Origin of the sequence: Falsiroseomonas frigidaquae (assembly GCF_012163145.1) — a bacterium.
GTDB classification, from domain to species: Bacteria; Pseudomonadota; Alphaproteobacteria; order Acetobacterales; family Acetobacteraceae; genus Falsiroseomonas; species Falsiroseomonas frigidaquae.
The window spans coordinates 97,938-111,155 of the sequence record NZ_JAAVTX010000002.1 but is presented as its reverse complement, the minus strand read 5'-3'; the positions used below and the strand labels follow the sequence as shown (position 1 = coordinate 111,155).

Annotated in this window: 8 protein-coding genes; 5 read left to right on the top strand and 3 right to left on the bottom strand. The window is 69.8% G+C overall.

Annotated elements, in window-relative coordinates; translation table 11 throughout:
* The first annotated feature begins 7 nt into the window (after positions 1-7).
* The 5 genes from HB662_RS04945 (at position 8) to HB662_RS04925 (ending at position 8,130) form a co-directional block, all read left to right on the top strand.
* Entirely contained in the window at positions 8-904 is an 897-nt protein-coding gene (locus HB662_RS04945; protein ID WP_168047813.1) for a LysR substrate-binding domain-containing protein, read from the top strand.
* A 94-nt stretch (positions 905-998) separates the two neighbouring features.
* A complete protein-coding gene (locus HB662_RS04940; protein WP_168047811.1) occupies positions 999-2,186 on the top strand; it encodes an efflux RND transporter periplasmic adaptor subunit in 1,188 nt (395 codons plus the stop codon).
* 10 nt (positions 2,187-2,196) lie between these two features.
* The gene (locus tag HB662_RS04935; protein ID WP_168047809.1) at positions 2,197-5,340 is read left to right on the top strand and encodes an efflux RND transporter permease subunit; all 3,144 of its coding nucleotides are present in this window, start codon (positions 2,197-2,199) and stop codon (positions 5,338-5,340) included.
* Between the two features lie 7 nt (positions 5,341-5,347).
* Complete coding sequence (locus HB662_RS04930; RefSeq protein ID WP_168047807.1) at positions 5,348-6,022, top strand: TetR/AcrR family transcriptional regulator; 675 nt, start codon at positions 5,348-5,350, stop codon at positions 6,020-6,022.
* Positions 6,023-6,072: 50 nt separating this feature from the next.
* The gene (locus HB662_RS04925; RefSeq protein ID WP_168047805.1) at positions 6,073-8,130 is read left to right on the top strand and encodes a hydantoinase/oxoprolinase family protein; all 2,058 of its coding nucleotides are present in this window, start codon (positions 6,073-6,075) and stop codon (positions 8,128-8,130) included.
* Here HB662_RS04925 and HB662_RS04920 read toward each other — a convergent pair whose 3' ends face one another.
* The 3 genes from HB662_RS04920 to HB662_RS04910 are packed head-to-tail and all read right to left on the bottom strand — an operon-like array spanning position 8,131 to position 13,054.
* Complete coding sequence (locus tag HB662_RS04920; protein ID WP_168047803.1) at positions 8,131-9,930, bottom strand: hydantoinase B/oxoprolinase family protein; 1,800 nt, start codon at positions 9,928-9,930, stop codon at positions 8,131-8,133.
* Positions 9,927-11,318 carry a M20 family metallopeptidase gene (locus HB662_RS04915; protein ID WP_168047801.1) on the bottom strand — a complete coding sequence of 464 codons (1,392 nt, stop codon included), beginning with the start codon at positions 11,316-11,318 and terminating at the stop codon, positions 9,927-9,929. The genes HB662_RS04920 and HB662_RS04915 overlap by 4 nt, the downstream gene beginning before the upstream one ends.
* On the bottom strand, positions 11,315-13,054 hold the full coding sequence (locus HB662_RS04910) for a M28 family peptidase (protein ID WP_168047799.1): 1,740 nt from the start codon (positions 13,052-13,054) through the stop codon (positions 11,315-11,317). The genes HB662_RS04915 and HB662_RS04910 overlap by 4 nt, the downstream gene beginning before the upstream one ends.
* Positions 13,055-13,218 lie beyond the last annotated feature (164 nt).

Below are 13,218 nucleotides of genomic sequence, written 5' to 3'. Positions count from 1 at the left end.
AACGGGTATGGAGCTGCGGCATCTGCGCTACTTCGTGGCGGTGGCGGAGGAACTGCACTTCACCCGCGCCGCGCGCCGCCTCGGCATGGCGCAGCCGCCGCTGAGCCAGCAGATCCAGCAGCTGGAGGCGGAGCTGGCGACACCGCTGTTCGAGCGCGGCACCCGCCGCGTGGCGCTGACGGAGGCCGGCCGGATGCTGCTGCCGGAAGCCCGCGCGGCGCTGGACCAGGCCGCCCGCGCCGCGACGGTGGCGCGGCGGGCCGGGCGCGGTGAGATTGGCGAGCTGCGGATCGGCCTGTTCGCCTCCGCGCCGCTGCTGCCCGTCTTCACCGAAGCCGTTCTGAGCTTCCGCCGCCGGCTGCCGGATGTGCATCTGGCCTTGCAGGAAAGCCCCACGCTGCAACAGGTGGATGCGCTGCGGCGCGGCGCGCTGGATGCCGGCTTCCTGCGCTGCCCCTCTGCCGACGACATCCCGGGCGATGTCACGGCGGTGGAGTTGCTGCGCGAACGCCTGGTGGCGATGATGCGGGAGGATCACAAGCTGGCCCGCCACCCGGGCCCGCTGCCGATCGCGGCGCTGGCGGAGGAGAAGCTGATCTTCTTCTCCCGCTCCGTCGGCACCACCCTGCACGCCCAGTTCGGCGCCCTGTGCCGCGGCGCCGGCTTCACGCCCAACATCACGCAGACGGCGCGGGAGAATTCGACCCTGATCGGCCTGGTGGCCGCCGGGCTGGGCATCGCCGTGATGCCGGCCTCGCTCGCGCAGATCCGCGTGGCGGAGGTGACGCATCGCGACCTGGCGGAGCCGGGTGCCACCACCAGCATCTGGCTTGCCACGCCACGCGGGGCGCCGAGCGCCCTGGCGCGTGCCTTCCTGGATTGCGCCGGGGCCGGCCGGAGCTGATCGCGATCGCGTGATTTGTGCATTGCAACATTGACTTCCATTGGAAACCGGCCAGTATTCATCCAACAAAAACTCCCCGGTTTCCTGAGGTCCCATGCCCCAATTCCCTGGCAGGCAGCTTGTGCCGCGCCTGGCCGTCCTCGGCCTGATCCTGCTGACCGCCGCCTGCGAGGACCAGCCGCGTGGCGCCGCGGCGCAGCCCGCGCCGCCCCCCACGGCGGTCACCGTGGTGACCCTGCAGCGGCAGGAGGTGCCAGTGACCACCCTGCTGCCCGGCCGCACCGCCGCCTTCCAGGAAGCCGAGGTCCGCCCCCAGGTCGGCGGCCTGGTGCGGGAGCGGCTGTTGACCGAGGGCCAGGCCGTCACCGCCGGCCAGCCGCTGTTCCAGATCGACCCGGCCACCTATGAAGCCGCCCTGTCCCGCGCCGAGGCCGCGCTGGCCCGTGCAGAAGCGACACAGCGGGCGGCCGCCGGCACCGCCAACCGCTACCGCACCCTGGTCCGCACCCAGGCGGTCAGCCAGCAGAACCTTGAGAATGCGGAGGCCGCGTTGCGGGAGGCGCAGGCGGATGTGCTCTCGGCCCGCGCCTCGCTGGAGACGGCACGGATCGACCTGGGCCACACCCGCGTCACCTCGCCGATTGCAGGCCGCACCGGGCGGTCCAGCGTGACGGTGGGCGCGCTGGTCACGGCAAACCAGGCGGCCTCCCTGGTGACGGTGACGCAGCTCGACCCCATCCATGTGGACGTCACCCAGCCCAGCGCCGCGCTGCTGCAGCAGCGACGGGACATCGAGAGCGGCGCGCTGCGGCGGGCCTCGGCCGAGATCGCCCCGGCCCGGCTGATCCTCGAGGATGGCAGCCGCTACCCGCATCCGGGCCAGATCCAGTTCTCCGAGGTCATCGTCGACCAGGGCACCGGCTCCGTCACCCTGCGGGCCGTCTTCCCCAATCCCGACCAGCTTCTGCTGCCCGGCATGTTCGTGCGGGCGGAGGTGGAGGAAGGCGTCACCGACCGGGCGCTGATGGTGCCGCAGCAGGCGGTTCTGCGCACCCCGCGCGGTGAGCCGATGGCCTATGTGGTGAATGCCGAGGGCGTGGTGGAACAGCGCATCCTGCAGGCCGGCCGCGCCATCGGCACGGATTGGATGGTGACCGGCGGCGTGCAGGCCGGGGATCGCGTGGTGGTTGAAGGCGTGCAGCGCATCCGCCCCGGCGCCCGCGTGAACGCGACGGAGCGCGGCACCACGCCCGTCGCCGCCGCCGCGCAGCCCCGCAGCTAGGCATTCCGACATGGCACGCTTCTTCATCGACCGCCCGGTCTTCGCCTGGGTCATCGCCATCGGCATCATGCTGGCCGGCGTCCTGGCGCTGCGCACCCTGCCGGTGGCGCAGTACCCGGCCATCGCGCCGCCCGCCATCTCCGTCCAGGTCAGCTACCCGGGCGCCTCCGCCGAGACGGTGCAGAGCACCGTGGTGCAGGTGATCGAGCAGCAGCTCAGCGGCATCGACGGGCTGATGTACTTCTCCTCGCAGACCACGAAGGATGGCGCCGCCACCATCCAGCTCACCTTCGCGCAGGGCACCAACCCGGATACGGCGCAGGTGCAGGTGCAGAACAAGGTGCAGCTCGCCGTGCCGCGCCTGCCGCAGACGGTGCAGCAGCAGGGCATCCGCGTGGCGAAATCCACCAGCAACTTCCTGATGGTGGTGGGCTTCGTGGCGACCGATGGCCGGATGGGCAATGCCGACATCTCGGACTTCCTGGTCGGCACCATCCAGGACCCGATCAGCCGCACGCCGGGCGTCGGCGACTACCAGGTGTTCGGCGCGCAATTCGCCATGCGGATCTGGCTGGATCCGGCCAAGCTGGTGAATTATGGCATGACGCCGGGCGATGTCCGCACCGCCATCCAGGCGCAGAACGTGCAGGTCTCCAGCGGCGAGATGGGCGCGCAGCCCTCGGTGCCCGGCCAGCAGCTCAACGCCACCATCATCGGCCCGTCCTACCTGCAGACGCCGGAGCAGTTCGGCGCCATCCTGCTGCGCGTCCAGGGTGACGGCGCGCAGGTGCGGCTGCGCGACGTGGCGCGCGTCGAGATCGGCGCGGAGAACTACGCCTTCACCACACGCTTCAACGGCCAGCCCGCCGCCGGCATCGGCATCCGCCTCGCCAGCGGCGCCAATGCGCTGGATACCGGATCTGCGGTGCGCGCGACCATCGACCAGCTGCGCCCGAACTTCCCGCAGGGGCTGGAGGTGGTCTACCCCTACGACACCACCCCCTTCGTTCGCCTGTCGATCACCAGCGTTGTGCACACGCTGATCGAGGCGGTGGTGCTGGTGTTCCTGGTGATGTTCCTGTTCCTGCAGAACCTGCGGGCGACGCTGATCCCGACGCTGGCAATTCCCGTGGTGCTGCTCGGCACCTTCGCGGCGCTGTCCGCGGCCGGCTTCACCATCAACACGCTGACCATGTTCGGCCTGGTGCTGGCCATCGGCCTGCTGGTCGACGACGCCATCGTGGTGGTGGAGAATGTGGAACGCGTGATGGCGGAGGAACACCTCTCGCCTATCGAGGCGACACGCAAATCCATGGACCAGATCACCGGCGCGCTGATCGGCATCGGCCTGGTGCTGTCCGCTGTGTTCCTGCCGATGGCCTTCTTCGGCGGCTCCACCGGCGTGATCTACCGGCAGTTCTCCATCACCATCGCCACCGCCATGGCGCTGTCCGTGCTGGTGGCGATCTTCTTCACGCCGGTGCTCTGCGCCACCCTGCTGAAGCCGCACAAGCCGGGGCAGGGCACGCGGGGCTTCTTCGGCTGGTTCAACCGCGGCTTCGATCGCACCACCCGGGTGTATGAACGCGGCGTGCGCGGCAGCATGCGGCGGCCCTGGCGGATGATGGCGATCTACGCGGCGCTGCTGGCCGGCCTCGGCTTCGCCTTCCTGCGCCTGCCCGGCGGCTTCCTGCCGAATGAGGACCAGGGCACCGCCTTCGTGCAGGTCATCGCACCGCCCGGCGCCACCACGGACCGGACGCAGCGCGCACTCAATGAGCTCAACCGCTATCTGCTGGAGGATGAGAAGGACGTGGTGCGGTCCTTCTTCGGCATCAACGGCTTCAGCTTCAGTGGCCGCGGCCAGAATGCCGGACTCGGCTTCATCAGCCTGCGGCCCTGGGATGAGCGGCCGGGCGCGCAGAACAGCGTGCAGGCGCTGACCGGGCGCATCATGCGCCACTTCGCCACTTACCAGGATGCCATCATCGTCGCCTTCGCGCCGCCAGCCATCACGGAACTCGGCAACGCCACCGGCTTCACCTTCCAGCTTCTGGACCGTGCCGGCGCCGGCCATGCGGCGCTGATGCAGGCGCGCGACCAGTTGCTGGGCCTGGCGGCACAGAGCCCGGTGCTGGCCGGCGTGCGGCCGAACGGGCTGAATGACGAGGCGCAGTTCCGCCTTCTGGTGGATTGGGAAAGGGCCAGCGCGCTGGGGCTTTCCGTCTCCGATATCAACACCACGCTGTCCACCGCCTGGGGCTCGACCTATGTGAACGACTTCATGGATCGCGGCCGCATCAAGCGCGTGTACATGCAGGGCATCGCGGAAGCGCGCATGCTGCCGGGCGACCTGGATCGCTGGTTCGTCCGCAATGCCAGCGGCCAGATGGTGCCCTTCTCCGCCTTCGGTCGCACCGAATGGGTCTATGGCTCGCCGCGGCTTGAGCGGTTCAACGGCATCGGCTCGCGCGAAATCCAGGGCGCGCCGGCGCCCGGGCGCACCAGCGGCGAGGCGATGGCGGAGATGGAGCGGCTGGCGACGCAGCTGCCGCCGGGCTTCGGCTATGCCTGGAGTGGCATCTCCTACGAGGAGCGTGGCGCATCCGGCCAGGCGCCGGCGCTCTACGCCATCTCGCTGCTGGTGGTCTTCCTGTGCCTCGCCGCGCTGTATGAAAGCTGGTCGATCCCGACGGCGGTGATGCTGGTGGTGCCGCTCGGCGTGCTCGGCGCGGTGCTGGCCAGCCTGGGGCGTGGCATGTCGAACGACGTGTATTTCCAGGTCGGCCTGCTGACCACCATCGGCCTGTCCGCGAAGAACGCCATCCTGATCGTGGAATTCGCGAAGGAGGGCTTCGACCGCGGACTCAGCCTGGTGGAAGCGGCGGCGGAGGCGGCACGGCTGCGGCTGCGGCCGATCATCATGACTTCGCTCGCCTTCACGCTGGGCGTCGTGCCGCTGGCGATCTCAACCGGCGCGGGGTCCGGCGCGCAGAACGCGATCGGCACCGGCGTGATCGGCGGCGTGGTCACCGGCACGGTGCTGGCCGTGGTCTTCGTGCCGCTGTTCTTCCTGCTGGTGCTGCGCCTGTTTCGGGCCAAGCCGAAGGCGGAGACGACGGCGACGCAACCCCTGCCGGCGCCGGCGGAGTAGCGGCGCGATGACGGTGGAAAACGGCGCGGCAACCGGTGGCCTGGAACGGCGAAAGCCGGGGCGGGACCCGATGCCGGAGGCGATGCGGGCGCGGCTGGTCTGCGATGCGGCCGCCCATGTCTTCCTGCGCGACGGCTATGTGGCGTCCCGCATGGATGACGTGGCGCGCGTCGCCGGCATGTCCAAGCGCACGCTGTACCAGCTTTATCCCTCCAAGGCGGCGCTGTTCGAGGCGACCATCGCGGATGTCCTGGCGCCGCTGCATCTCGACACGGAGATGGAGCGTGATCCGGACCTGCGGCGGTCCCTGAACGGCATCCTGCTGGCTGCGGCACAGCACCTTCTTTCGCCGGCGCAGTCCGCGATCTTCCGCCTGGTGATCGCGGAGGGCCATCGCTCCCCGGAACTGGCGGAGGCGTTCCACCGCGTGAAGCTGAGCCGCGGCGCCAGTGCCCTGCAGCGGCGCCTGGCCGTGGAGATCCAGGCCGGCCGGCTGAAGCTGGCGGATGCGGGGGAGGCGTCGCGCATGCTGTTCGGCATGGTCTGCGGCGCCACCCAGATGATGATGCTGCTCGGCGTCTGCGCGGCGCCGGAGACAACGGATCTCGCCGTGCTGGTGCGCGATGCGGTCGAGGTTTTCCTGGGTGGTGCGCTGCGCCAGGCATCGGCGCCGGTGGTTTGACGCAACGCTTTGCTGCGGCCTAGCATCGGGTCGCAGTTGGCGGGGCGGGCATGACGGCAGCGGGCAGCGTGGCGGAACTCTCGGTCGCCGTGGATGCGGGCGGCACCTTTACCGACATCGTGCTGGTGGACCGCGCCAGCGGCCAGCGCTGGCAGGCCAAGGTGCCCTCCACCCCTGCTGACAGGTCACAGGCTTTCGCGGATGGCATCGCGCAGATACTGGCGCAGGCCGGCCACGTCGCGGCGCAGGTGACGCATGTGCTGCACGGCACGACCGTCGCGACCAACGCGATCCTGGAACACAAGGGCACCCAGGCCGGGCTGCTGACCACGGCCGGCTTTCGCCATGTGCTGGAGATCGGCCGGCACGACATTCCGCGGCACGAGAACCTATATTCCTGGGTGAAGCCGCGCCGCCCGATTCCACCCGAGCATGTGCTGGAGGCGCGCGAACGCCTGGCCGCCGATGGCAGCGTGGTGACCCCACTGGAGGAGGCGGATGTGCGCGAGGCCGCCGCCGAATTCCGCCGCCTCGGCGTGCAGGCCGTCGCCGTGTGCTTCCTGCATGCCTATGCCGATCCGCGCCACGAACAGCGCGCAGGTGCGATCCTGGCGGAGGCGCTGCCGGGCATTCCCATCACGCTGTCCACCGAGGTGCTGCCGGTCTTTCGGGAGTACGAACGCAGCATGGCGACCGCGCTGAACGCCTATGTCATGCCGGCCGTCGCCACTTATGTCCGCCGCGTGGAACAGCGGCTGCGCGACGGCGGCATCGCCGCGCCGCTGCTGCTGATGAAATCGAGTGGCGGCGTGATCCGTGGCGAGGGGGCGGCGCGGCAGCCGGTGCAGACCGCACTCTCCGGCCCCGCGGCCGGCGTGGTGGGGGCGCGCGCGGTGGGGCTGCGGGCAGGCCATCCGCGGCTGATCACGCTGGATGTCGGCGGCACCTCCGCCGATATCAGCCTGATCGATGGCGAGCCACGGCTGACCAGCGAGGGCCGCGTCGGTGACTGGCCGCTGACCCTGCCGATGATCGACATCCACACCATCGGGGCCGGCGGCGGCTCCATCGCGCGGGTCTCGCCGGAGGGTGCGCTGCTGGTCGGGCCGGAAAGCGCGGGCGCCGATCCCGGCCCCGTCGCCTATGGCCGCGGCGGGGAGGCGCCGACGCTGACGGATGCGAACCTGGTGCTCGGCCGCCTGCCGCCCTCGCTGCTGGATGGCGGCATCCGGTTGGATGTGGCCGCCGCCGCACGCGCCATCGAGGCGCAGATCGCGAAGCCGCTAGGGCTCAGCCTGCAGGACGCGGCGCGCGGCATCGTCGCAGTGGCGGACAACGCCATGGCGGGGGCGATCCGCGTGGTCTCCGTGCAGCGCGGCCATGACCCGCAGGATTTTTCCCTGTTGCCCTTCGGCGGGGCCGGGCCGTTGCAGGCGGGGGCGATCGCGCGGCTGCTGGGCATGAAGCGCATCCTGGTGCCGGCGCGGCCCGGCGTTCTCTCCGCGGAGGGTCTGCTGGCCGCGCCGCTGCGCAACGAATTTGCTCGGACTGTGATGCTGCGGGCGCCGCTGACCGATGTGGCACCGCTGGCCAATGCCTTCGGCGCGCTGGATGCGGAAGCCGCGGCCTGGCTCGTCGCGGAATCCGTGCCGGAAGCGGCGCGCGAGATTCGCTGGCGCGCCGGCATGCGCTACATGCACCAGGGCTTCGAACTCTATGTGGACTGGCCCGGCCGCAGCGCCGATGCAGCGTCCCTGGCGGAGGCGGTGGAGCGGTTCCACGCGCAGCACGAACAGCTCTACACCTTCGCGCAGCGCGACACGCCGGTGGAGGTGGTGACGCTGGAGGTCACCGCGCTCGGCCGCCTGCCCGGCCCGGCGGCCGAGGCCGCGCCACCCGCCGGCGAGACCACGCCGGCCGGCGATGCGCTGGTGCATCTGGAGGACGGCCCGGCCCGCGTGCCGGTCTGGCGCCGCGATGCGCTGGGCGCCGGCGCCGTGCTGCGCGGCCCCGGCATCGTCGTGCAGATGGATGCCACCACCTGGCTGCATCCCGGCGACGTCGCGACGCTGGACGCCTTCGGCAACCTGGTGGTGGAGGTGGGGTAACTACCCCGCCATGGCCTGCCACCAGGCCTTGGCATCACGATGCGTGCCGTGGCGGTGGAACAGCGCCGTGTTGTCGGCACGCTGGGCACGCAATGCTGCGGTGGCGTCTTCATCCACCTCGCGATCGGGGCCATCACGCAGCACCACGCCGTAATCGGCGCGTGCGGCCTCGACGCTGACGAAGCCGCCGCGCACATCCTGCCGCACGCGCCAGGCCTCGCGATCGAAGGGATGGCCCCAGCCGCCGCCGCCGGTCGATTCCATCCGCACCACATCGCCGCGCTGCACCGGAATGCCCTGCGCCAGCCGCGGCAATTCGCGTTCGCCCGGCGTGCCGGGGTTGAGCAGGAAGCGCCCGGGGCGGCCGCTCTCGCCGCCCTTCACGCCCCATGGCGGATTCTCGACATTGTCCATGCGCGTGTTCAGCACGGCGCCATCCACCAGCACCTCCATCTCCCGCACCATGCCGCAGCCGCCGCGCCAGCGCCCGGGGCCGCCGGAATCCGCGCGGATCGCGTAGGTGCGGATGCGGACCGGCATGTCGGTCTCCAAAAACTCGATCGGGTAGTTTTGCTGCGCGACGTAGTAGATGACGTCGAGCCCATCGGCGAAGGGCCGCGCGCCCTGGCCGGTGCCGTGGCCGCCGGATTTGTAGAACAGCGAACCATCCGAGGGCTGCCGGCCGGTCAGCGTGTAGATGGTGTAGATGGAACTCGCCGCCGGGCTCTCACCCTCCGTCGCCTGCGCGATCAGGCCGAGGCAGCTGGAGATGACGCGCGCCAGCGTGTTGGAACGCTGGCCGAGCGGCGCCGGGAAGGCAGGCTGGATGATGGTGCCGTCCTTGGTCCGCACATCGGAGATGGCGCGCAGCAGACCCTCATTCATCATCAGACCCGGCTCATCGCGCAGCAGGTACAGGCCGAAGACCGTGTTGGGCACGGTGGGGTTCATCAGGAAGTTGATGGGCCCTTTGGCCTGCGCGTCAGACTCGGTGGTGTCCAGCGTGAAGCCATCCTCCCGCGACTCCAGCGTGAAGCGCACGGTGAAGGGCCCGCCGCCCTTGCCGTCGCCATCCACGCGATCCGCGAAACGCCAGCTATGCCCCGGCGGGAACAGCTCCGCCAGGCGGCGGCGGAAGACGCGGGAGGATTGGTCGATCATCGCCTCCACCGCGCCGAGGAACACCTCCGTGCCGAAGCGGGCGAACAATTCGCCGAGCCGCTTCTCGCCGAGCCGAACCGCCGCTGTCAGTGCCCGCGTGTCGCCGCGCGCATGCTGCGGGAAGCGGGAATTGCGGACGAAGGTCTCGAAAAGGTCTGTGTTCAGCTCGCCTTCCCGATACAGCCGCACCGGCGGCACGATGATCCCCTCCTGGAAGATGCTTTCGGTGCCGGGCGTGTTGGAACCCGGCCAGGCGCCGCCGATATCGCGAAAATGCGCCCAGCTCTGCGCGAAGGCCACCAGATCGCCATCCACGAAGACCGGCGTAGCAAAGACCTGGTCGGAAGTGTGGGAGACGCCGCCGCGGGAGGCGTAGCAGTCATTGTACCAGAAGATGTCGCCCGGCCGAATCTCCGCCGCCGGGAAGCGGTCGAGAATCGGCCGCAGCACATCGCCGAACAGCGGCAGCTTGGTGCCGGTGACGAGCCGGCCATCCGCGCCGTAGAAGCCGATGAAGTAATCCTGCTTCTCCCGGATCACCGGCGACATCGCCGTGCGTTCCAGCAGCGCCTCGCATTCCGCCTGGGCGGATCGCAAGGCGCCCTTGATGATCTCGATGGTGACGGCGTTGACGCTCATTCCGGCCATGCCTGCTCGCCCAGATCCCAGAACAGCCCGGCGGCAATCTCCAGCCCCTCCCGCATGATCGGCAGCAGCGCATGTTCATTCGGCGCGTGCTGGGAACAGCCGCTGTAGGAATGCGGGATGTAGATGGTGGGCAGGCCGAGCGTGACGGCGAAGGTATCGTTGGGAAGCGACCCGCCCGCATTCGGCACGATCATCGGCGTCTTGCCGGTGCTGCGCTGGACGGAGGCCGCGACCATGCGCGGCCAGGGCCCATCCGGATCCATCCGAGTCGCCGCCCATTCGGCACCGGACTTCACCGGATCAACCGTCACGTCATCGAAGCCGGCCGCCGCCAGATGCGCGCGCAGCGCCGGGATGAAGGTGGCGGGCTTGCGGTCCACCGTGTAGCGGATCTGGCAGCGGGCCACGGCCTCTGGCGGCACGGCGTTCACCGGCGCCTCGGGGTGGCCGCATTTGAAGGCAAGCACCTCGAAGGTGTTCCAGCCGAAGACCTTCTCCGCCGCGGTCAGCCCGCGCTCGCCCCACCAATGGTTGATCTGCGGACCGTCCTCGCCGCCATCCACTTCGCAATGCGCCAGCGCGGCGCGCACGCTGTTGGGGATGCGCTCCGGCAGGATGTCGCGCGCCAGCACATGGCCGTCGCGGTCGATGATGGCTGCGATGGCATGCGCCAGCCGCACGCCGGGATTGGCCAGCAGCCCGCCCCAATTGCCCGAATGGTGCCCACCCTCGCGGTACTTCACGCGCAGATCCAGGCTGAGGGCGCCGCGCGTTCCGAGCACCAGCGCCGGCACATCCGGCACCAGGCGTGGCCCGTCCGAGGCGATCAGCACATCCGCCTTCAGCTCATCCCGATGCGCGCGGCAGAACTCGTCAATACCGGGGGAGCCGACCTCCTCGCTGGTCTCCAGCAGGATGATGACATTGAAGCCGAGCTTGCCACGCACCTTCAGCACCGATTCCAGCGCCGCCAGGTTGCAGCAATGCTGGCCCTTGTTGTCGACGATGCCGCGGCCGTACAGGCGTTCCCCGCGCTGCGTCAGCACCCAGGGGGACAGCCCCTCATGCCATTCGGCATCCAGGCCGCGCACCGTATCGCCATGGCCATAGGTCAGCAGGGTGGGGAGCGACGCATCCTCGATCCGGCGGCCGATCAGGAAGGGGCCGCCCTTGCCGGTGGGGTTCGGGTGGATGCTGCAGGTGAAGCCGATGCGCTCCAGATCCGGCGCCATCTCCTGCTCCAGGTAGCGCCACAGATGCGGGCCGCTATCCGGGTCCTGGCTTGCCGTCGGGCAGGCGACGCGGCGGGCGAGCAGCGCCAGCAGGCTGCCATCATCCAACAACCCGCTGGCGGCGGCGATCGCGGCCTCGCGCGTCATGCCGCGACGGCCTGCTGCACGCGGCGGGTGGCGGCGCGCAGTGCGGCGACGAAGCGATTCTGCCCGCGCATCAGCTCCACCTGCGCCGGCTTCTGCAGCGCGGCGTCGAGCTGCGGCAGCTCCGCCGCCACGGCAAGGCCGGGCAGGGGCGGCACGGTATAGGCCGGGTCATGCGCGAAGCGCGCCTCCCGCGTATAGTTGATGGGCACCAGAATTCGGGAAAGTTCATGCACCGCCGCGTTGCGGGCCGCGACCGGCGCAGCGCCCAGCCTGCCGAGTGCCTCACGCAGCCCGGCCACCGCGACCTTGGCCGGGGACAGATCCGCGGCGCCCTGGGAGGCCTTCTCATAGCCCGCGATGGTCGCATCGAATTCGTCGCAGGTCGCGATCCAGTCGAAGGGCAGGGCCTCGGCATTCGCGATGCGCAGCACGGACAGAAGATAGATCTTCATGTCCGTCATCAGCACGCCCTGGTCGGCGATCTCCAGCGTGTCGTTCTCCGTGTGCCAGGCGATGTTCGCGCCGCAGCCGGAGACGTCGTAATAGCCCTTCTCCTTGCGCAGCGCCTCCGGCATCGTGCTGGACAGCATGAAGAAGCTGGGCAGGCCGATATTGTTGAAGGAGTAGTCGCCGGCCTGCGGCGGCCGGATGGTCTTGATCTCCGCATCCGGCACCACGTCCCGGATGGCGCCGGCGGCCAGCGCGGCACTTTCGGTGAAGGCGCGCGTCTGGTGGTAGGAGGTGGCCCAGCGGCAGCCGGGGCTGTCGCAATTCACCTGGGCCAGGCAGTTCTCGTCGAGGTCCTGCGCGAAGGCATCGGTGAACCATGTGGAGCCGGCATAGCGCCCCGTCGAATGTCCCGGCCACCAGGCAATCTTCACGCTGCGCTTCAGCTCGCCCCGCTTCGCCCACAGCACGCGGGCGATCTCCAGCATCGTCGCATCGCCCGTGGCATTGTCGCCGACGCCGACCTCCCAGGAATCGTAGTGGCCGTGCAGCAGCACGAATTTCTCCGGATCTTCCGTGCCAGGAATCGTGACCACCGGAATCTTCTGCGGGAACCAGCCTTCCTGCATGTCCGTCATGATGGTGGCCTCGCCGCCAGCCTCGGCCAGCTCCATCAGCTTCATGCCATCCGGATTGTTCACGGCGACCACCGGGATCTTCGGCTTGCGCGGCAGGTCGTGCAGGTCCGGGCTGCCCCAGATGGTGGTGCAGGTGCCCCAATGGATGTCGATGCCCGGGTTCACGGCAATCAGCCCGACGCCGCCCCATTCCTCGATCAGGCTGGTCAGCGCCGGGTTGCCGAAGCCCTGCATGATGACGATCTTGCCGCCAACCTTGCGCTTCACCTCCTCGACCGAGGTGATGGAGCCGCCGAACAGCGTGGCGATGTCGCGGGTGTAGGACCGCAGCGCCTTCGGGTTGGCGTTCAGCTTCACCAGCGGCGCCGTGCGCCCGCCCGGCACCGGCAGGGCGGAAGAGGGCGGCTTGGCGCGGTAGCGCACGCCACCGGCCGTCACCGCGGCGTCCAGCGGCACGGAGAGGCAGATCTCCGGCTCATGCACCTCCACCGGGATGCCGTGGCGCTGCAGCTTCGCCACGATGACGTCGGCCGCCTTGTTCACATCCTCCGGCCGCCAGCGATGCATGCCGGCGAAGGTGGTCACCAGGTCCCAGGGCGCGTCCAGCGAGACGGCATCGAGGAAGCGCTGTTCTTCGGTGGAAATCGGCATCGGTAGGGGTCCCCTCTCGGCGGCGCGGCGCAGGATGGCAGCACCAGCGGCCGCGCCGCGCAAGCCACCGTGCCGAAAGCCTCTGGGCGATGCCCGGACGCGATCGCGCGCTTCGCAGGAATCTATGGTGTAGCTGGCACGGATTGTGCTGACATCGGGATGCC